This is a genomic window from Sulfuricaulis sp. (assembly GCF_049587675.1).
GTDB lineage: Bacteria > Pseudomonadota > Gammaproteobacteria > Acidiferrobacterales > Sulfurifustaceae > Sulfuricaulis.
Window position 1 is genome coordinate 13,425 of sequence record NZ_JBAVEJ010000057.1, and the last position, 19,583, is coordinate 33,007.

Sequence of the window (19,583 nt, forward strand, 5' to 3'; positions counted from 1 at the left end):
TATGGGACACCGCCTCTCGAAAATCTACACCCGCACCGGCGATGATGGCACCACCGGACTCGGAGACGGATCGCGCGTAAAAAAAACCGAACGGCGTATCGAGGCAATCGGCGCAGTGGACGAATTGAACAGCCTCCTAGGGCTGCTGCTCGCCCATCAAATGTCGGATGAAATCCGCGTCAGCCTTACCGATGTGCAGCACGAACTATTCGACCTCGGTGGAGAACTCAGCATTCCCGACCGTTCTGCCATCAGCGAGGAACAGGTCAATCGTCTGGAAACGATACTGGACAAATTCAATGCGGATTTGCCGCCACTCAAGGAATTTATACTTCCCGGGGGATCTGAAGCCTCGGCCGTGTGTCATCTGGCGCGGTCCGTGTGTCGCCGCGCGGAACGGCGTGTGATCCGCCTTGGAGAAGAGGAAAAAATAAACGCTGCCGCAACAAAATACCTGAACCGACTGTCCGACCTGCTGTTTGTTCTCGCGCGCGTGCTGAACGTTTATGCCGGACGCACTGATGTTCTGTGGCAACCCGGCAAGAACCGTTAACGATTGCCTGGCACTTTTCTTTTTGCCCGCGCCTGTTCGAGCGCGGTACATATTTGCGCAGATCCATCAAGAATTCTCAGGCTCTGGCGCTCGATCAAATCAGGTGGTATGAAGAACAGATTGTCGCGCATGGAAGCGGTAAGCATGGGCAACGCCCGCCAGCGGTCGCGCCATTCCTGCCACAGCGCATCGTAGCCACTGGCCAGAATAACTTCCGGATTTCTTTGTACCACGGATTCCACGTCTACCCGCGGCGTCAATCCCGGCAAATCGGCATAAACATTTCGTCCGCCACATAGCTGAATGACATCGTTGAGGAGGTGACGACGACTTACCGTAAGCAGAGAACTGTCCAGAATCTGATAAAACGCCGGAACAACCGGCCGGCCCGAATACCGGGCACGAAGCCGCGCGAGGTACCGGCGAAAATCCGCGGCAGTCTTGCCGGCAATCGCTTCTGTCCCGGCGAGCCTGCCGAGTCGTTCCAGCAAGTCTGCCAAGTCATCGAGATGGCGCGGCTCGGTCTCAAAAACAGGCATCCCAAGCGCGATCAGTCGCTCGACCTGCCACGATGGGTTTCCGGACTGCCAGGCGATGACAAGGTCGGGATGCAACGCGACGATCGCCTCGATATCGAGACCCGCTCCGCTGCCCACGCGAGGTATGGTTTTCGCCGCTTCCGGATAATCGCTGTACGCCACGGCACCGACTACAAAATTTCCCGCACCTGCCGCGTACAGCAGTTCCGTGACGTTCGGCGCCAGACTGACGATACGCCGGGCGGGAGAAGCCAGTGTCAGGGTCCTGCCTGCATCATCAGGCACGATAATTTCCGCGTGGGCAGTCGAGACAATCGCCAGGCATCCCAGCCACAGTCGAAACCATCGCTGGAATATCGGAATAAATTTATTCATGCGGGATCACAAATTGCCGCCATGAAACAGCAACTGCGGAAACAGCTGTCCGCCATGTATCTCGACGCGGATGCGGGTAATCCCGGCATTCTGCACCTGCAAGCGGAACAGATGCTGAAGCGGTACATTCAGTACATGCGCCACGGCCATGCGAATCACACCGGCATGGACAACAACCAGCACATGCTTTCCTGCATGGTGCTCAAGCAGGCTGTCCCAGGCAGAAATAACCCGGTCACGAAATGCCGTAAGCGTTTCGGCGCCCGGTGGCGCATGCGCCACCGGATCATGTCGGAATCGATTGAGAGTTTCAGGATCCGCCGCGGTCAACTCGTCGGGAGTACGCCCTTCCCACGCACCAAAACCCAGCTCGATCAGGCGCGCGTCGATGTCCAACGGCAATTGGTGACGCTTGGCCAGTTCCCGGGCAAAATCCGCGCAACGTGAGAGGGAAGAGCTGATCACAGCCTGCCACGGGCAATGATAGCCCACGGCATTTCGCATCTGCGCCCAACCTTTTTCACTGAGCGGGTCGTCCGTCTGACCGCGATACCTGCGTCCACCGACGGGTTCACCGTGGCGCATCAAATCGATGGTGGTTATCGGCTGCCGGGACATGAAGCGCGGAGGAGAAATCCATATTTACGCATGGCGTACTGCAACGGAATCGGGCCGCCGGTTATGTCGGGAGAGTCTGTAGAGGTGGACTAGCCCGAGAACAGGCCAGCCAGATGCGCCCCCGTCATCAATATACCGACGACGAGCCACAACAACAGCACCCGCCAGACAAGGGCGACGACGCGGCGCACATGGCCGGCATCCGGAATGACAGAGAAATCGGAAGATCTTTCGGTATATTCATCCTCTTCCTGAGCCTCGCATATCTGCATGTGCATCGCACCGAAACCGGAGGCCAGCAGCGGACCACTGTTGATATCCGACCAGACCCCGACGCGCCGACGCCAACAGTGCAGAGCATCTTCAAAGCTACCCATCAATGCGTAGGAAAGCGCGGTGATGCGCGCCGGTATCCATCCCAGCAGATCGTCGAAGCGGGCCGCCGCCCAGCCGAATTCAGCGAAACGCTCGTAACGGTGTCCCCAGAGAGAATCCAGAATGCAGCTCAGCCGTTGCAATACCGCTCCGAATGGACCCAGCAACATGAACCAGAAAATCGGCGAGACGATTAATGAATTACCCTGCTTGAGCACGCCTTCCACCGCGGCGCGCGCGATGTCGGCTTCATTTTTCTCAGTGGCGCCTTTCCCGGTCAATTCCTGCAATTTCTCGCTTGCTTCATCGAGATCACCGGATTCCAGGGCAATCGATATCGCATTCGCCGTTTTTCCTGAGCGATGAACATCGACACACAAATAGAGCACCATGACATCGAAGGCTAATCGGAGTATCCAGGCGAGCTGCCCGAGAACGTAGTGAAGCAGAAATACGCCAGCAACAATGGGTAGCGTCGCCAGCATGACAGCACCGACACCGTGCGCACGCTTGCCACCGTTGAATCGTTCTTCGATGGATTCCGCCCAATCGCGATACCAGACAAAGGGCTTGATTCCCTGGCGATCGGGAATCAGATGGTCCAGCGTGATCGCCAACAACACCACAATCAGAATTTCACTCATGCCAGACGCTTTTCATCCTTGTTTACATGTAAATGTAATAGCCACGCGTGTCACAAGGCAAGTCCTAGGCGCAACTATCCAGGTATCTTTTCCAGTCGAACGTCGGACCCGGATCGGTCTTGCGTCCGGGCGCAATATCGCAATGGCCATATATGCGCTCTGGCGTAATGGCAGGATAAGCCTGCCGGAGAACGTGGGTAAGCTTGGTCAGCGACTGGTACTGGGCTTCCTCAAACGGAAGATCGTCCGCCCCCTCCAGTTCGATACCAATGGAAAAATCGTTAATACGGCTTCTCCCCTCGCAATAAGACAAACCCGCGTGCCAAGCACGCTTGTGCAATGGAACGAATTGGACAAGCTGACCGTTGCGACGTATCAGGACATGGGTAGAGACCTTCAGATTCTGGATCTCACGATAATACGGATGTTCGTCGGGATTCAGGGTGTTGCAGAAAAGCTGCTCGATACCTCGCCCTCCGAATCTTCCCGGCGGGAGGCTGATCGAATGTATAACCAGGATATCTATCGGCGCCCCATCCGGGCGTGCGTCACAATTAGGAGATGCCACATACGACGCGCCATGGATGAGTCCGCTCGCCGTATCAATCTGCATGACACTGTGCCACTCCTTTGCAATCCGAGGTGGGGTCATGAAGAAATTGTAGCTGATAGCCCCCTTTCAAAGATGGTGCCGGTGACCGGAGTCGAACCGATGACCTACTGATTACGAAACGTTTAGCCGATGATGCCCTATCGTCTTGAAAAATAATACCTAATGTACTCCATTTCGTGTCTCTTAAATTGCCGACTTTTGGGTAATTTCACACGAGTTTTCATGAGTTTCAGCAGCCCATAACAGACAGCCACGATTCGCCAGGTACTGTGTCAAATCCGCGCAAGAGTGGTCGCAATCGGAATCCGAATCTACAGGAGGCACGAGGGATAGGAAAGGTCAGTCACAGGTGGTATCAGATGCCGGTGGCGGCGTGATTACAAATTCGCCAGGGACAAGGTAAAAAGCGCGCCGTCCTCCGCAAAGTCCGGTCTTTCGAGCCTGACTGCCTAATTTCCCTGCTGAAATTGCGCCGGCACACTATGTTCGCTAAAGGACATAGTTTATGGCTCTATGTATGATTGCGAACATAATTGCTTGTTTTTATGATAGTAATTATACTTTCGTGCTTCCTTCGAAGCCTTCGATTCAACCCCGTCCGGGATCGACCTTCCGAAGTTCGAAGAGTGGCTCCCGACAAAGGAGTTGCAAAGACTGCACACTGAGGAAGTTTCATGCTGGGCGCAAAACAAGTCTCGGTTCCGAATCGCCTGCTAGCCGCATTGCCCCGCAAGGATTACCAGAAACTGCTGCCCGTCCTCGAACCGGTTAAGATGGCCTTTGAGGCGGTTCTCTATGAACCCCACGCCCAGATTCGGCACGTGTACTTTCCCAACGATTGCTTCGTCTCAATGCTGACTACCGTGGATGACGACCGGGCTGCGGAGGTCGGACTCATCGGCTCTGAAGGCATGATCGGGGTTCCCGTGGCACTGGGTATCGCTGCCTCGCCTTTTCGTGCCGTGGTACAAGGCGGCGGCACGGCAATGCGGATGAAGATAGCGGACTTTCGCCGCAATTTCAGCAACAGCACTGCATTGCGGCGAGAGTTGTTCCTATTTACCCACTTGCTGATGATCCAGATCGCGCAGACCGCGGCGTGCAACCGCTTCCATGTAGTGACACAGCGCATGGCCCGCTGGCTGCTGATGACCCGCGACCGCGTTAACTCCAACGAGTTTCGCATTACGCAGGAATTTCTTGCGCTCATGCTGGGCGTGCGGCGGGTCTGCGTCACCGTGGCAGCGGGCAAGCTGCAGGAACGCAAGCTCATCGGCTACCGCCGCGGCACCATCACCATCCTCGACCATAGTGGCCTCGTAGCCGCTGCGTGCGGGTGTTATAAAACTGTCAAAGACATCTATACCAAGGCACAAGCTTAGAAGGGAATTTCCCCGCCCGCCCCGCTCAAGTCATTCATGCAATCGCACGGACGGATATGGGAGGTAGTAATCGCTGCTTGCCGGCGCTGACAAGTGCAGAGGAAACCTGTCCGGGGCTGAGAGCCGTGGGCAATGTTCCCAAGGGCGGTATTAACTTAACCAGTTTTTCTGTGCTCATCTTGCAACCCCGGCTGCGAGATCCGCTTGCACATCATTAGTACCCTTTACACCGAGATCCGCCACGTTCGACAAAGGAATCGATTCCGTGTTCATGGCGAATTATCATTACTTAATAATAACCAGTAACTATTACGCAGTCTTGCGTCGTCGCCATCGATCGGTAGTATCGAGGCGATGAGATCGCTGCTGCTTCTCCTTATCCATGCCTTCACCACACTCGCCAAATTGCTCGGAGAATGCTGGGGCGACGGCGCTATTCCGGAAAGAACGTGCGTACGTTTGAGCGCCTGAAGTGTTTACACAGCGTCTACATGAAAAAGCCCGCTCAGGGCGGGCTTCTCTAACTCATTGATTGAATGGTGCCGGTGACCGGAGTCGAACCGATGACCTACTGATTACGAATCAGTTGCTCTACCAACTGAGCTACACCGGCTACTCGCACTGCCAGCGGGCCGGGAGTATAAGCTGTTCTTCCTAACGAACCAATACTCTGGGTTGATATACAGATACAGCAACTACTTCGCGGCACGCATTCGCACGATGACATCCACTCCTTCAAGCTGAGCGCCATTCGGCAGCGGCGGCAATCCGCTGACATGTATCTGCTCGGCGCTGATGTCCGTCAGCTCGCCGGTGGCAACATCGAAAAAATGGTGGTGAGGTGCCGTGTTCGGATCATAAAAAATGCGGGTCGGGTCGGCGATTACTTCTCTGACCACCCCTTTGTCCGCCAGCAGCCCGAGCGTGTTATACACCGTCGCCTTGGAAACACGGCGGTTATCCGCATTCACCAGCCGATAAACATCCTCGGCGGAAAGATGGGTGCAATAAGTAAACAAGACACGCGCAATTAATACCCTCTGAGCTGTAGGGTGAATACCATGATTGCGCAGCAGCGCAACAACATCTGTATCGGACATAACTTTCGGTAAAGGATCCATTTAGAATGATTTTAAAATAGACACTCCATAAAGTCTAATGTTCGCCTTAGAGAAGCTCCAACATAATACGAGAGCAAGGTCATAAATGACTTCATTTTTTTCTGGAATCCGAGTATCGCGGCTCAATGAGGAGCATACCGTCTGTCGGTCATTACTTACCAATCGTCCCCCCATAGAATTTTGAATTATTCATCGAATATCGTAAATATCCATAATGGTGACATATTGCGGCAATTGCAGAGTTTCTAACCGCAATTAAACTTAATTCATATGTAATACGTAAATACTCATATTCACCTTGAATTAAAGCTGAAATGATTAGGACCATGCATTATCGTTATCGAATTTCCGTCGGCTCCTCAAAAATGGCATGTCCTTTTATCTGCCAATTAATGCCGTTCGTCGTTACAGACATGCCGCTCATTAAACCGTTAGTCGGTAAAAATATACCGTCTGTCTGCAATAAAGGGTTTACCCTCGTTGAATTGATAATTGTGCTGACCATTGCGGGTGTTCTCGCGACTCTTGCTGCCCCAAGCATACAGAAATTTGTCGCTAGCAACCGACTTGCCACACAGGTAAACGATCTGCTGGCTGACATCAGTACGACAAGAAGCGTAGCCATTAAACGCAATACGAATGCGGGGATCTGCGCCTCGACCACCGGTACCAGTTGCACCGCTGGCGGGAACTGGGCGAACGGCTGGCTCGTTTACTACGTTTGCCCGGCAACCGACTCGACCTGCACCGTGGGCACGAAAGTCACAGTCAAGACACATGAAGCCCTGACGGGGAGCAATACACTGGCGGCGATACGAACGGATGTCAGCACCAATACGGACTCTTCCGTCGACACAGTGACTTACAGCAAAAGCGGCGCCTTTTCCTCCCAGGCATATACATACAAATTCTCGCTATGCGATTCGAAACAACACCAGTCTCGGATTGCCGACATTACGGTTGTCGGCCAGACATCCATATCCAGCGGAACATGCTGAAGATTACCGCCATGACACTGATGAAAACTGCCTGCGGAGTTAAAAACAACACCCAGAGTCGGGGCTTTTCCCTGGTCGAAGTCCTGGTGGCGCTACTCGTTTTGTCCATAGGGCTACTGGGGCTTGCGGCGTTGCAAACAACATCCATGCAATACAACACCGGATCCTACTTCCGCACCCAGGCTACTTTTCTAGCCTATGACATCATCGACCGCATGCGCGCTAACAGTACTGCGATTGTCGACTCGGACGGCAATGGCTATGACCAACCAACATCAAGCGCAGTAACTTATACCGTCAATTGCGATACATCCAGTTGCACAAGTGCCGAACTGGCGAATTACGATGTCAAAAAATGGTATGACAGAGCCGTCGCCACGCTTCCTAACGCTACTACGACTCCGCCGACGATCAATATAAGTTCTACCAAGAGTGTAACGATCACTATTCGCTGGTTGGAACGCGATTTGTCGATGAGTCAAACCTGGGTGGTGCAATTATGAAATCGTTTCGTCAGCACATGACGGAAAATAGGGGCTTCAGTCTGGTGGAGCTGATGGTGGCGCTCACTATCGGATTGATCATCCTGTCCGCCGTATCCATGCTGTTTGTCGGCAGCAAAAAAACTTATACAGCGCAGGATAGCCTGGCGCGGCTACAGGAAAATGCACGCTTTGCCATGCAGTTCCTGACCAAGGACCTGCGGCTGGCGGGATATTATGGCTGCATTAGCGATATTGCCCCGGATTCCGTCTACAGCACGCTGAATAACAGCACTGATTTTGCTTACAACGCACAGGTCCCCTTGGAAGGCCTGAATCACGGGACCGGAACATGGTACCCATCGGCATCGACCACACTGCCCTCGGGTATCGTTTCCGGCACCGACGCTATTACGATTCGCGTCGCCGATGCCGGCAGCTCGATTTTTCTCACCAATGAAATGTCGAACAAAACCGATGGGCTCACTGTCAACTCCGTCAGTGATATCAGCAGTGGCGACATTATCATGGTATCGGATTGCGCAAGCACCGACATCATGAATGTGACGGGTTTCAGCGGCCTGCAGATCTTGCATGCGCCGGGTTCTGGAAATCCGAGCAACTCCACCCAGACGTTGAGCAAGGTCTACAGCCCTTCCACGGGTCCGGGCGGAACAAGGGTCATGAAATTCTGGACCCGCCGGTATTTCATCGGGACTGGTGCCAGCGGTAACCCGGCGCTGTTCCGACAGGATAACAATGGCACAGCTGTCGAGCTGGTAGATGGCATTGAAAATATGAGAATCCAGTACGGTGAGTACACCGCCAGCCCGTCGGATGCAAACCGGTCGAATTGGGTGCCTAGTGTCTACAGAAACGCTTCCGCTGTCAGCGACTGGACAAAGGTGGTGAGCGTGCGTATCGGCATACTCGCCAGGACGCTCAGCGACTCCGCCACTGGCAGAGCGAAAGAAACCGACATTGACACCGGTAACTATGACATAGACGGGGACGGTAACGTCGACCTCAGCAATCCCGGGGACCATTTCAAACGCCGCATATTCCAATACGTCGTACAGTTGAGAAACGCATTATGAAACGCCGGCCTTGTCATTTACCAAAACCTTCTTCGGCCGCCTGTCATCGCCAACGCGGCACCGCGCTTATCATGAGCCTGGTGATTCTGATGATCCTTACCATCCTCGGCATCACGGCCATGAGCACTGCCTCGCTGGAGGAAAAAATGTCCGGCAACACACAAGAGGGTACGCGCGCATTCGAGGTGGCGGAATCCGGCTTGAATCAGGCCCTGAGCACCCCTGGCAGCCTCGACCTGAACAGTACTCCCAGCACTCCGCCGCTTGTTTTCCCCTACACCACCATGAATGCCAGCGCCTCGGTTAGCACGCTATTCGTCCAGAATTCACCGCCGAGACGCGGCTCCGGATACGGTAACACCGTTGAGGCGGCCAATTTCGATCAAGCCAGCACCGGAACCACCGGCGTTGGCGCCAAAGCTGTCATCCACCAGGGAGTGGCCCAAATAGTACCCAAATCTAATTGAGCAGGTGAGCAATATGAATATTCTCCAAAAACTCTCTAATCGGCTGATATATGTTTTATCCGTTATCGCCCTGATCGTTGTTCCGGGCCTCGCGCCGGTCAACGCCAAGGACACGGATATCTATCTGCTGGCCCCGTCCACCACCACGGACGATAAGCCGAACGTGATGATCATTCTCGACAACTCGGGCAGTATGACCGATGTTCTCAGCGGTCCTCCGGAATATGATCCTACCGTTGATTATTGCACCGCCGATCTCGATACCCTTTATCCTGATATCACCACTCCCAATGCCGGCAAACCCAGCCCCTGCGCCAGCAGCACGCGCATCTACTGGTCGTTCAACAACAACCCACCGCCTTCTAACACCACGCAGTGGTTTGATTCGTCCAAAAATAATTGCCTGGCCTCTCGTAATCCCTCCGCGGCCCTGAGTACCGCCGGCAAGTATGCCGGAACGAAAATTGCGGGTTGGAGAAGCGGCAGCGGCAACGGCTGGAAAACACTGAACGGCAAGGACAATAGTACTATTACATACGTGGACTGCCAGCAGGATGGCACCACAAACGGTCAAGCCGCGGGGGATAATACGTTTCCGAGATGCTCGGGTTCATCAGGAGGCTGCTCTAATACCGTCGCCTACACCTCCACGTCAAGCCAGGCCTTCAGCTGGACAGGCTTCAATCCCACCAGTGGTGGTAAATCCGTCAGCTCACCGACGCTCTACAACGCGAACTACATGAACTATCGGAATAATACCTATCTCTATAAGAATCTAACGCGCATGGATGTGTCCAAGGCGGCGGTGAGAAGCCTGATTGATACGTACACGACCGTGCGTTTCGGTCTGATGGTCTTTAATGATAATAATTCAACCCCGAACGGCGGGCGGGTGCTGATGCGGATCGCCAACATGGACAGCGCGCGCCGCACCGCCATGAAGAATATTGTCAACAGCATCGATGCGGAAACCAACACCCCGCTGGCCGAAACCTTGTGGGAGGCCTACCGTTATTTCAGTGGGCAGACTGCCACTTACGGCAATCCCACGACGGAGACACCCCACCAGGATTCCTGCGCGCAGAATGTATCGAACAGTGCCTGCAACAACGGCGGTTACTACGACGCCATTGCTGCGGGAAACTCTGCCTACAACGACGGCACCTATATCTCTCCGTTCACGTACGGCTGTCAGAAGGCATTCATCATCTATGTCACGGACGGCGATCCGACCAGCGACACGGCGGCCAACAGCAATATCGCCACTCTGACGGGATCGAGCTGCGACGGCACAAGCTGCCTGGATGACATGGCCGGGTATATGCACACCCATGATATCTACACCGGCCTGCCGGATCCGCAGACTGTCACCACCTACACCGTCCCGCTCGGCGACGGCATTTCAGCTTCCGGTCTGCAACTACTGCAAGATGCAGCATCGAAAGGCGGTGGATTGTCTTTGACGGCCGTAGACGGAAACGAGCTGACGATCGCGCTTCAAACAGTACTCAACAAAATCCTCGAGACCACCACGTCGTTTTCCGCGCCCAGCTTGTCGGTCAATGCATTCAACCGGCTGTACAATCGCGACGACATTTATTTCGCCTTGTTCAATCCCTCTTCTACCCAGGCGTGGGACGGCAATCTCAAGAAGTTCAAGCTGTGCAATGGCACGGAAACCCCCGCGTGCACGTTCGGAGAGATCATTGACGTGAATAATGTTGCTGCCATTAACACGACAATTGACCCGACCACCGGCAAGGTGCCCAATAAAATCAAAGACACCGCAAGAAGTTATTGGAGCGCGGTCGATGACGGATCGAACGTCAAATTGGGCGGCGCGGGCGCAAAAATTACGGACGACGCCAAGGTACCGCGCACTCTCTATACCTACCGCGGTTCCTATAGTGGACTGTCTTCCACGGCGCCAGCAACACCCGTTTCCGTCGTGGCCACCTCGGGCAATACTGTCTACGATGCAGCGGTATCCGACCCCACGATCCTGGGGCTGCCGTCAACGGCAAGCAGCGCCGAGGTTGCTCAGTTGGTCAACTGGATGCGTGGCCAAGATGCCTATGACGAGGATACCAACAGCAACACCACGGAAACCCGGCCATGGAACTTTGCCGACCCCTTGCACAGCCGCCCAGTGGCGTTCACCTATGGGTGCGTTGGCAGCGGTCCATGCACCGCCAGTTCCACCCCCGTCATCAAGCTGTTCATCGGCACCAACGATGGCATGGTGCGCATCATCAATAACAGCACTGGCGAGGAAGAATGGGCCTTCATCCCGGACGAGATGCTGAACAAGCAATACGCCCTGTCGCAGAACGACAACGGCGATCACATTTACGGACTGGATGATTCGCCGGCCTTCCTGGTGAATGACGTCAACAATGACGGCATCATCGATCCTGCGACCGACAAGGTATACATGTACATCGGCATGCGCCGTGGTGGCCGCAACATTTATGCCTTCGATGTCACGCCGCCTGCGAAACTGACGACACAAACTCAGACAGTCACACCCAAGCTGATGTGGGTCATTAAAGGCGGTACCGGCGACTTTGCGAAACTGGGCCAGACCTGGTCACGCCCCAAGATCGCGCGCATCCGTGCACAATGCAATCCGAGCTCCGTTTGCGACGATGGCAATCCAAGTACGAATGACAGCAGGTCGAGAATGGTATTGATCATCGGTGGCGGTTATGACACCAACCAGGACAGCGGGATCCCGTCGGGCCCGGACACGATGGGCAACGCCATTTACATCGTCGATCCGTTTACCGGGCAGCGGATATGGTGGGCCAGCACTGATGCCAGCTCTTCGCTACCGTTGGCCAAGATGAACTACAGCATACCGTCGGAAGTGACTGCCGTGGACACGGACGGCGATAAGTCGGTTGACCGTCTGTATGTCGGCGACACCGGCGGGCAACTCTGGCGCATTGATCTCGGAGACCAGATCGGTGACGGCACTGGCGGCGGATCCAACGGATATGTATTTGCCGACATCGGTTGCGACAGCACCAGCTCGACACGGCGGGTCCACGACGCCACCGGCGACTGCCCGGTCAGCACCACCAAGCAGGGCCTGCGCAAGCTCTTCTATCCGCCGGACGTGGCACCGGTCAAGGACGCGATTTATTCGAGCAGCGAGAACTATGATCTTGTGACCATCGGCTCGGGCGATCGCGAGGACCCGCTGGACTTGCTGACCTCGAATCCCACCGCGGATTACCCGGTCCATAACCGGATCTATGCCTTCCGGGATTACAACTACGTGACGGGTATCCCGGCGACAATACCCACGACCCCGCTCTCGGAATTCGAGATGTACGACGCGACAGCTAATTTACTGGCTTCGAGTGATCCAACGATAAAACAGGCCGCAATCGATGACATTAAAGTCAGCAAGGGCTGGTACATCAACCTTGTCGAACCCAGCGCGGTCACGCTGTTGAACGGCCTGAGTTCCACATGGGCTGGGGAAAAAGTCTTGGCCAAGACGCTGGTGTTCGGCGGGGTGCTTTATGCCACCACGTTCGTGCCGGCGAACCAATCCACCCTGGCGTCTGCCTGCAACGCCAACGAAGGCGATGCCCGTGCCTACGCGCTCAACTACCTGACCGGCGAGGGTGTTTACGACCAGAATAATGATGGCTCGGTCGACAGGTTCAACACTATCGGCGGCGGTATCCCGTCCGAAGTCGTCATCGTTATCCGCGACGGCGGCGTTACCGGTCTGGTGGGCACCAGCGGTGGCGCGGCGGGCATCGATGTCGGCGGCGGTCTGCCGCGATACAAGACATACTGGTACGACGAATAGCTAACATTAGTCGCAGCAACAGCCCCCTCTTCCGTGCGGAGGAGGGGGCTTTTTCAAAGACAAATCTGCGCGGAGCACATCGGTATGAAACAAATTAGATTTTCTGGTTTTACCCTGATCGAGCTGATGATTGTGGTAGTGATTATCGGCGTGCTCGCGGCTATCGCCTACCCTAGCTACACCAAATACACAGTCCAGTCGCGCCGCTCGGATGCACAGATCGCTCTTACGCAGGCGGCCGCACTGCAGGAGAGATTCTATTCAGACTGCGGCCATTACGCACAGATACCGCACGGGGTCAAGAACACCCGCGCTTGCGGAACCTTGGCAAATAATTACAACGATGGAATCCTGGCCATGAACGACAATGCTTCCGCGACCATTTTTTCGCCAGGACAGCATTACGTGATTTCGATGGTGGCACCCACCTCCAGCACCGGCATCTGTCCCATCGACAGGTGCTTTATCCTGCAAGCAACGCCGTCCACAAAAGCCAACACCGATGGGACCCTGACCGGGACCGGCCTGCAGGTGGGCAACGGAAGGCTCCGGATTGATTCGAAGGGGAACAAGAGCTGGGACAAGGCAAACAGCAATTCACCCAGCGGCACCACCGGCATGTTTGGCTCTAAATGGACCGATAAATAATACTGTCTAGCCGCTTAGCCCCGATGGGGTTCAGACGGTATCTTTACGCGCGTAACGTCTTGGGGACGGGAAAAGATATTGTCTCGATTTTTCCCTGCTGTTCCTCGACGATTTCCGCACCCCATTCGCGTAATCGCATAACCACCTGCTGCACCAGTTCTTCCGGTGCCGAAGCGCCAGCCGTCAATCCCACCCTGTGAGCACTTTCCAGCCACTCACGGCGGATATCTTCAGGCCCGTCGATCATGTAGCCACGTATACCCTGTCCTTCCGCCACTTCGCGCAGACGGTTGGAATTGGAGCTGTTGCGGGAGCCGACCACCAGCATTACATCGACAGATTTCGCCAAAGCCTTGACCGCGTCTTGACGATTCTGCGTGGCATAACAAATATCATCTTTCTTCGGTCCCTTTATATTCGGGAATCGCGCGCGCAGGGCATTGACGATCTTTGCGGTATCGTCCATGGAGAGGGTGGTCTGGGTGGCATACGACAGGTTGGTATCGTCATTTACCCGCAGTTTGGCAACATCTTCAACTGTTTCGACAAGATACATTCCGCTGTCGGCCTGCCCTATCGTGCCCTCCACCTCGGGGTGACCGGCGTGACCGATCAGGACACATTCCGTGCCGTTGTTCCGGTGGCGCGCCACCTCCATGTGAACCTTGGTCACCAGCGGACAAGTGGCATCGAAGATTTGCAGACCCCGCCGGGTGGCTTCCTCGCGCACTGCGCGTGAGACACCGTGTGCGCTGAATATCACTGTGGCCCCCGCAGGCACCTGATCCAGCTCATCGACAAACACAGCACCCTTTGCGCGCAGATCGTCCACCACAAACCGGTTATGCACCACCTCGTGGCGCACGTAGATCGGCGCGCCGAACATTTCGAGCGCGCGTTCGACGATCTCAATAGCACGGTCAACACCGGCACAAAAACCACGGGGATTGGCTAGATAGACTTGCACACTGTAATGATACCTTGTTTTGGAACTGCGATCACCGGTCCCGCAATCTTGGAACAAAAAAACGCCCGGGAATTCCGGGCGTTTGTATTACATCCAAAACCAGAAGGTTTATTTAATTTTTGAAGGATCCATCTGGTCCTTTTGATTATCTTTCCAGCACTTGGACATGCAATCCTCATAGGCTTCTGCGCTCATGTCCTTTCTCTTGCTCTTGCACTCCTTCTGCTGGCATGCCTTCACCGACTCATACATCTTTTTGTCATTAGTCTTGGCAGAGCCCTCCGCCGCCCCGGCATAAGCGGAAAGGAACAGAAAACCGGTGGCTGCAAGAGAAACACAAACTTTGATAACAGTACGCATTGCCATGAACTCCTTGATCTTGGGAAGTTGCAATTCGAATCAGATGATACGACCCCGGCGCCACGCCGGTAGGTTATTTTCAGTCTAGTCCCGGAATGATTGTTCGCCAGCGAAAACCGCCCGGCGTCGAAAACTTGCCGCTCAACGAGTCTTGCGCGACCCCGGTTGCAAGGCATCCAGTGCCAATATCACTGCTCCGATCGTAATCGCCGAATCCGCAACATTGAACGCCGGCCAATGCCAAACGTGGTAGTAGACGTCAATAAAATCAATCACATAACCATGGAACAAGCGATCGGTGAGGTTGCCGAGTGCACCGCCCAGCACCAGCATCAGGCCAATGACAAGAAACATATCCCTACTTTCCAGGCGCCAACTCATCCAAAGAATGAAAACACACGCACTCAAGGCAACGACAATGAAAAAAACATTCTGCCAGCCACCCGCGCCACTCAGAAAACCGAATGCCGCGCCGGTGTTATGGACCAACACAAAACTCAGGAAAGGAGCCAACTTTATCTCGCCATGCAGCGCCAGATAATCCGTGGCAGCGAGTTTTGTCAGCTGATCAAACAAAAGAACAACCACGGCAATCCACATAAACCGCCACATCAGGCATAACTCCGCGTTTCGCCAGAACCGGTGACATTTTGCACGCAGCGGCCGCAAATCTGCGGATGCTCCTGGTTTGCACCCACGTCCTCGCGGTGATGCCAGCAGCGGATGCACTTGGGATAGCTTGAAGGCGCGACACGCACGCGCAGCCCCTTGACCTCCGTCTCCACGGCACCAGATATTTTCTCATTCAAGCCATGTACCCGCGCATAGGATGTTATAAATACAAACCGCAACTCGTCGCCCAGCCGACGCAACCGTTCCTGCCAGAAGTCATCGCCATAGAGGTCCACTTCCGCGTCGAGACCGGAACCGATGTCGCCGGTCACTCGCAATTTTTCCAGCTCTTTGGCAACGGCCTGACGCACGGCAATCACTTCATTCCAGAATGGCATGTCCAGTGCACGCTCGGGGAGTTCCGGCAGTGCGTGCCACTTTTCCAGAAACACCGATTCACTCCGTTTCCCCGGCATGTGGCGCCAGATTTCCTCAGCGGTGAAGGTCAGCACCGGCGCCAGCCAGCGCACCAGCGCCTCCAGAATATGAAACATCGCCGTCTGTGCCGAGCGGCGTCCACGGCTGTTGGCGGGCATGGTGTACATCCGGTCCTTGAGAACATCGAGATAGAAACCGCCCATGTCCACCACGCAGAACTGATGCAACTTCTGATAGATGAGATGAAACTGAAATTCCTCGTAAGCCTGCAATACTTCCTTTTGCAGATCGTGCGCCCGCTGCAACGCCCACTGATCCAGGGCCAGCATGTCCTTTGCCGGCATAAGCGCTGCCGTCTCAAAGCCGGAAAGGCTTGCCAGGAGGTAGCGCGTGGTATTGCGGATACGCCGGTAGGAATCGGCCATGCGTGTGAGAATCTCGTCGGAAATGCTCATCTCCGCGCGGTAATCAGTCGCCGCCACCCACAGGCGCAGAATATCCGCGCCCATGACCTTGATTACCTTCTGCGGCACGATCACATTGCCCAGGGACTTGGACATCTTCCGGCCCTTGGCGTCCACGGTGAAGCCGTGCGTCAGCACACACTTGTATGGCGCCGTTCCGTGCATCGCCACCGAGGTGAGCAACGACGACTGAAACCAGCCGCGGTGCTGATCCGAGCCTTCGAGGTAAAGATCGGCGGGAAACGCCAACTCCGGCCGGCGTTCCAGCACGCAGGCATGGGTTACCCCGGAATCGAACCAGACATCCAGGGTATCGCCCACTTTCTCGTAGTTGGCAGCATCCGCGCCCAGGAGTTCCTCCTTCTTAAGGTCAAACCAGGCATTGATGCCATGGTTTTCGACAAGAGTGGCCACTTTCTCGATCAGGAGGTCGGTGTCCGGGTGTGCCTCGCCGGTCTGCCGGTGTACAAACAGCGGAATGGGAACACCCCACGAGCGCTGCCGTGAGATACACCAGTCAGGGCGGTTTTCGACCATACCCTGGATGCGCGCCGCGCCCCAGTCGGGGATCCATTGGGTGCCGACGATGGCACGTAATGCCGGCTCGCGCAGTCGCTCCATGCTGATGAACCACTGCGAGGTGGCGCGGAAAATGATCGGCGTCTTGTGGCGCCAGCAATGTGGATAGCTGTGGTTCAGCGCGACCACATGCAGCAGCGCGCCACGCGATTTGAGGACTTCGATGACATGATCGTTGGCTTTGAACACATGTTCGCCGGCAAAAAGCTCCGTACCGGGAAGAAATTTTCCATCTTCGCCCACGGGATTGTCCACCGCGAGTCCATAGCGCTCGCCGACCACGTAGTCCTCAAGACCGTGTCCCGGCGCCGTGTGCACCGCGCCAGTACCGGTATCGGTTGTCACATGCTCGCCGAGAATCACCGGCACCTCGCGCGCGTAAAACGGATGCCTGAGCTTCACGCCTTCCAGATCCCGGCCGCGACAATTTGCCACGACGCGGTAATCCTCGATTCCGTAACGCCCCATCGTTGCCTTGACGAGGGGTTCGGCGATGAGCAGACGTTCATGCCCTTGGGGTCCGGTGCATTGCAGCAACACATATTCTAGATCGGGATGCAGCGCGACAGCCTGGTTGGCCGGCAAGGTCCACGGCGTCGTGGTCCAGATCACCACGCTCACCGGACCTTCGCCCGCACGCCCCGGGGCGTGCTCGACGCGGGCGAGGAACGATTCCGGATCCACCACGGCAAACCGCACGTCGATGGCCGGCGAGGTTTTGTCCATGTACTCCACTTCCGCCTCGGCCAACGCCGAACCGCAATCGCTGCACCAGTGCACAGGCTTGTGGCCTCGCACCACATGGCCAGTGGCGATGATGCGTCCGAGCGCGCGGATGATGCCGGCCTCGAACGCAAAATCCATCGTCAGATACGGATGCTCCCAATCACCGATCACGCCGAGACGAATGAAATCTTCGCGCTGCCGGTCGACTTGGGCGCGCGCGTATTCGCGGCAGGCCTGACGGAATTTGGAGGGTTCCACCTGAACTCCCGCCTTGCCGATCTTTTTCTCGACGGCATGCTCGATGGGCAGGCCGTGACAGTCCCAACCCGGCACGTAAGGCGCATCGAAACCGCTCAGAACCCTGGACTTAACGATAATATCCTTGAGGATTTTGTTGACCGCATGCCCGATGTGAATGTCGCCGTTGGCGTAGGGCGGGCCGTCGTGCAGGATATACTTCGGACGGCCGCGGCCCTGCTCGCGCAGTTTCTTGTTGAGATCCATTTCCTGCCAGCGCTTGAGGGATTCCGGCTCGCGTACGGCGAGATTGGCCTTCATCGGGAAATCCGTCTGCGGCAGATTCAGTGTATTTTTATAGTCGTTCGTCATTAGATTTCATTTAAAACTAAAGGTCGAGGCGCAAAGAAAACCTGAGCAACTCGAGAATCTTTTAAACTTTCCTTGCGCTCTCTGCGTTTCTGCGTCTCTGCGCTGAGTAGTTTGGGTGATAGTTTTTGAAAAAGGCACGCACGTCCGCGACATCCTTTTCTATCCAGCGACGCAACTCTTCCAACGACTCGAACCGCTTCTCATCGCGAAGCTTGTGCAGGAAATTCACCTGCACATAGGCGCCGTAGATGTCTTCGCTGAAGTCCAGCAGGTTCACCTCGAGCAGCGTGCGGGTGCCGCCGACGGTCGGGCGAGTGCCGATATTGGCCGCGCCGGCAAGTGGCTCGGTCTTGAGGCCGAACACCTCCACGGCGAAGATGCCCTTGATCGGCGTCACCTTGCGGTGCAGATAAATGTTGGCGGTCGGAAAACCCAGAGTGCGGCCGAGTTTGTCGCCATGCGCCACGCGCCCGCACATGCGGTACGGCCGGCCCAGAAGCTTCTCGGCCTGCACCAGATCGCCGGACACCAGCGCCGCGCGGATGCGCGTGCTCGAGACGCGTTCCCCGTCGATTGCCACGGTGTGCATGTTCACGACCTGAAAGCCGTGCTGCCGCCCCGCCGCGGCGAGCATGTCAAAATTCCCGCGTCGCTTCCGGCCAAAATGGAAATCGTCGCCGACGACAAGATAGCGCACGCCCAGTCCGTCCACCAGCAGGCGCTGGATGAATTCCTCGGGTTCCATGGCCGCGAATCCGGCGTCGAATTGCAGACACAAGACCCGATCCACGGAATAGCGCCGCAGCGCCTGGAGTTTTTCGCGCAGGCGCGTCAACCGCGGAACGGCGGCGTCCGGTTGGAAGAATTCCTGCGGTTGCGGCTCGAACAGGATGACCTGGGTGGGCAGACCGAGCTTTTCGGCTTTTTCCGCCAATTGACCGATTACCGCCTGGTGACCGAGATGCACACCGTCAAAATTGCCGATCGTGGCGACACACCCGCGATGCTGCGGCTTCAGGTTATGCCACCCGCGTATGAACTCCATGGGGCCGTTCAGGATTCAACGTAGAGAAACGGTGAAGGTTAC

18 protein-coding genes, 1 tRNA gene and 1 pseudogene are annotated in these 19,583 nt (G+C 55.7%); 9 read left to right on the plus strand and 11 right to left on the minus strand.

The window, feature by feature from the left end; genetic code table 11:
* Window position 1: 1 nt before the first annotated feature.
* Entirely contained in the window at window positions 2–553 is a 552-nt protein-coding gene (locus tag WB402_RS02875; RefSeq protein WP_424205412.1) for a cob(I)yrinic acid a,c-diamide adenosyltransferase, read from the plus strand.
* Here WB402_RS02875 and WB402_RS02880 read toward each other — a convergent pair.
* The 4 genes from WB402_RS02880 to ampD all read right to left on the minus strand — a co-directional run bounded on the left by WB402_RS02880 (window position 550) and on the right by ampD (window position 3,717).
* Complete coding sequence (locus WB402_RS02880) at window positions 550–1,377, minus strand: cobalamin-binding protein (protein ID WP_424205413.1); 828 nt, start codon at window positions 1,375–1,377, stop codon at window positions 550–552. The two genes, WB402_RS02875 and WB402_RS02880, sit on opposite strands and share 4 nt — an antisense overlap.
* A 96-nt stretch (window positions 1,378–1,473) precedes the next feature.
* Window positions 1,474–2,085 (minus strand): alpha-ribazole phosphatase, encoded by a 612-nt coding sequence (cobC, locus tag WB402_RS02885; RefSeq protein ID WP_424205414.1) that lies wholly within the window; start codon window positions 2,083–2,085, stop codon window positions 1,474–1,476.
* Window positions 2,086–2,174: 89 nt separating this feature from the next.
* Window positions 2,175–3,104, minus strand: a complete 930-nt coding sequence (locus WB402_RS02890; RefSeq protein WP_424205415.1) for a cobalamin biosynthesis protein CobD/CbiB — start codon at window positions 3,102–3,104, stop codon at window positions 2,175–2,177.
* A 64-nt stretch (window positions 3,105–3,168) separates the two neighbouring features.
* Complete coding sequence (gene ampD / locus WB402_RS02895; RefSeq protein WP_424205416.1) at window positions 3,169–3,717, minus strand: 1,6-anhydro-N-acetylmuramyl-L-alanine amidase AmpD; 549 nt, start codon at window positions 3,715–3,717, stop codon at window positions 3,169–3,171.
* 674 nt (window positions 3,718–4,391) lie between these two features.
* Between ampD and WB402_RS02900 the strand changes: the two genes are divergently transcribed.
* On the plus strand, window positions 4,392–5,099 hold the full coding sequence (locus WB402_RS02900) for a Crp/Fnr family transcriptional regulator (RefSeq protein ID WP_424205417.1): 708 nt from the start codon (window positions 4,392–4,394) through the stop codon (window positions 5,097–5,099).
* Between the two features lie 537 nt (window positions 5,100–5,636).
* Here WB402_RS02900 and WB402_RS02905 read toward each other — a convergent pair.
* Window positions 5,637–5,712: transfer RNA gene (locus tag WB402_RS02905), tRNA-Thr, on the minus strand.
* An 82-nt stretch (window positions 5,713–5,794) separates the two neighbouring features.
* The gene (locus WB402_RS02910) at window positions 5,795–6,199 is read right to left on the minus strand and encodes a Fur family transcriptional regulator (RefSeq protein ID WP_424205418.1); all 405 of its coding nucleotides are present in this window, start codon (window positions 6,197–6,199) and stop codon (window positions 5,795–5,797) included.
* A 347-nt stretch (window positions 6,200–6,546) separates the two neighbouring features.
* On the opposite strand from WB402_RS02910, the gene WB402_RS02915 reads away from it, so the two are divergent.
* The 7 genes and pseudogenes from WB402_RS02915 (at window position 6,547) to WB402_RS02945 (ending at window position 13,741) form a co-directional block, all read left to right on the plus strand.
* The gene (locus WB402_RS02915; RefSeq protein WP_424205419.1) at window positions 6,547–7,218 is read left to right on the plus strand and encodes a GspH/FimT family pseudopilin; all 672 of its coding nucleotides are present in this window, start codon (window positions 6,547–6,549) and stop codon (window positions 7,216–7,218) included.
* Complete coding sequence (gene pilV / locus WB402_RS02920) at window positions 7,212–7,721, plus strand: type IV pilus modification protein PilV (protein WP_424205420.1); 510 nt, start codon at window positions 7,212–7,214, stop codon at window positions 7,719–7,721. Before WB402_RS02915 ends, pilV begins: the two co-directional genes overlap by 7 nt.
* Entirely contained in the window at window positions 7,718–8,797 is a 1,080-nt protein-coding gene (locus WB402_RS02925; RefSeq protein ID WP_424205421.1) for a PilW family protein, read from the plus strand. Before pilV ends, WB402_RS02925 begins: the two co-directional genes overlap by 4 nt.
* Entirely contained in the window at window positions 8,794–9,264 is a 471-nt protein-coding gene (locus WB402_RS02930) for a pilus assembly PilX family protein (RefSeq protein WP_424205422.1), read from the plus strand. Before WB402_RS02925 ends, WB402_RS02930 begins: the two co-directional genes overlap by 4 nt.
* A gap of 13 nt (window positions 9,265–9,277) precedes the next feature.
* Window positions 9,278–13,093 carry a pilus assembly protein gene (locus WB402_RS02935; protein ID WP_424205423.1) on the plus strand — a complete coding sequence of 1,272 codons (3,816 nt, stop codon included), beginning with the start codon at window positions 9,278–9,280 and terminating at the stop codon, window positions 13,091–13,093.
* 84 nt (window positions 13,094–13,177) lie between these two features.
* Window positions 13,178–13,283 (plus strand): annotated as a pseudogene (locus WB402_RS02940) (type IV pilin protein); the annotation flags it as partial.
* A gap of 29 nt (window positions 13,284–13,312) precedes the next feature.
* Window positions 13,313–13,741, plus strand: a complete 429-nt coding sequence (locus tag WB402_RS02945) for a type IV pilin protein (RefSeq protein ID WP_424205461.1) — start codon at window positions 13,313–13,315, stop codon at window positions 13,739–13,741.
* Between the two features lie 43 nt (window positions 13,742–13,784).
* Here the strand turns inward: WB402_RS02945 and ispH are convergent, their stop codons facing one another.
* From ispH to ribF, 5 genes are all read right to left on the minus strand, one after another.
* Window positions 13,785–14,708, minus strand: a complete 924-nt coding sequence (ispH, locus tag WB402_RS02950; RefSeq protein ID WP_424205424.1) for a 4-hydroxy-3-methylbut-2-enyl diphosphate reductase — start codon at window positions 14,706–14,708, stop codon at window positions 13,785–13,787.
* Window positions 14,709–14,816: 108 nt separating this feature from the next.
* Window positions 14,817–15,068, minus strand: a complete 252-nt coding sequence (locus WB402_RS02955) for a hypothetical protein (protein ID WP_424205425.1) — start codon at window positions 15,066–15,068, stop codon at window positions 14,817–14,819.
* A 141-nt stretch (window positions 15,069–15,209) separates the two neighbouring features.
* Complete coding sequence (gene lspA / locus WB402_RS02960) at window positions 15,210–15,680, minus strand: signal peptidase II (protein WP_424205426.1); 471 nt, start codon at window positions 15,678–15,680, stop codon at window positions 15,210–15,212.
* Window positions 15,680–18,496 carry an isoleucine--tRNA ligase gene (gene ileS / locus WB402_RS02965; protein WP_424205427.1) on the minus strand — a complete coding sequence of 939 codons (2,817 nt, stop codon included), beginning with the start codon at window positions 18,494–18,496 and terminating at the stop codon, window positions 15,680–15,682. Before ileS ends, lspA begins: the two co-directional genes overlap by 1 nt.
* A gap of 61 nt (window positions 18,497–18,557) precedes the next feature.
* Complete coding sequence (gene ribF, locus WB402_RS02970; RefSeq protein WP_424205428.1) at window positions 18,558–19,541, minus strand: bifunctional riboflavin kinase/FAD synthetase; 984 nt, start codon at window positions 19,539–19,541, stop codon at window positions 18,558–18,560.
* Between the last annotated feature and the right edge of the window lie 42 nt (window positions 19,542–19,583).

Excerpts from the sequence above, each read along its gene's own strand:
- WB402_RS02875 (WP_424205412.1), top strand. The coding sequence starts at position 2 with ATGGGACACCGCCTCTCGAAAATCTACACCCGCACCGGCGATGATGGC.
- cobC (WP_424205414.1), bottom strand. The coding sequence starts at position 2,085 with ATGTCCCGGCAGCCGATAACCACCATCGATTTGATGCGCCACGGTGAA.
- WB402_RS02890 (WP_424205415.1), bottom strand. The coding sequence starts at position 3,104 with ATGAGTGAAATTCTGATTGTGGTGTTGTTGGCGATCACGCTGGACCAT.
- ampD (WP_424205416.1), bottom strand. The coding sequence starts at position 3,717 with ATGCAGATTGATACGGCGAGCGGACTCATCCATGGCGCGTCGTATGTG.
- WB402_RS02900 (WP_424205417.1), top strand. The coding sequence starts at position 4,392 with ATGCTGGGCGCAAAACAAGTCTCGGTTCCGAATCGCCTGCTAGCCGCA.
- WB402_RS02910 (WP_424205418.1), bottom strand. The coding sequence starts at position 6,199 with ATGTCCGATACAGATGTTGTTGCGCTGCTGCGCAATCATGGTATTCAC.
- WB402_RS02915 (WP_424205419.1), top strand. The coding sequence starts at position 6,547 with ATGCATTATCGTTATCGAATTTCCGTCGGCTCCTCAAAAATGGCATGT.
- pilV (WP_424205420.1), top strand. The coding sequence starts at position 7,212 with ATGCTGAAGATTACCGCCATGACACTGATGAAAACTGCCTGCGGAGTT.
- WB402_RS02925 (WP_424205421.1), top strand. The coding sequence starts at position 7,718 with ATGAAATCGTTTCGTCAGCACATGACGGAAAATAGGGGCTTCAGTCTG.
- WB402_RS02930 (WP_424205422.1), top strand. The coding sequence starts at position 8,794 with ATGAAACGCCGGCCTTGTCATTTACCAAAACCTTCTTCGGCCGCCTGT.
- WB402_RS02935 (WP_424205423.1), top strand. The coding sequence starts at position 9,278 with ATGAATATTCTCCAAAAACTCTCTAATCGGCTGATATATGTTTTATCC.
- WB402_RS02955 (WP_424205425.1), bottom strand. The coding sequence starts at position 15,068 with ATGCGTACTGTTATCAAAGTTTGTGTTTCTCTTGCAGCCACCGGTTTT.
- lspA (WP_424205426.1), bottom strand. The coding sequence starts at position 15,680 with ATGTGGCGGTTTATGTGGATTGCCGTGGTTGTTCTTTTGTTTGATCAG.
- ileS (WP_424205427.1), bottom strand. The coding sequence starts at position 18,496 with ATGACGAACGACTATAAAAATACACTGAATCTGCCGCAGACGGATTTC.
- ribF (WP_424205428.1), bottom strand. The coding sequence starts at position 19,541 with ATGGAGTTCATACGCGGGTGGCATAACCTGAAGCCGCAGCATCGCGGG.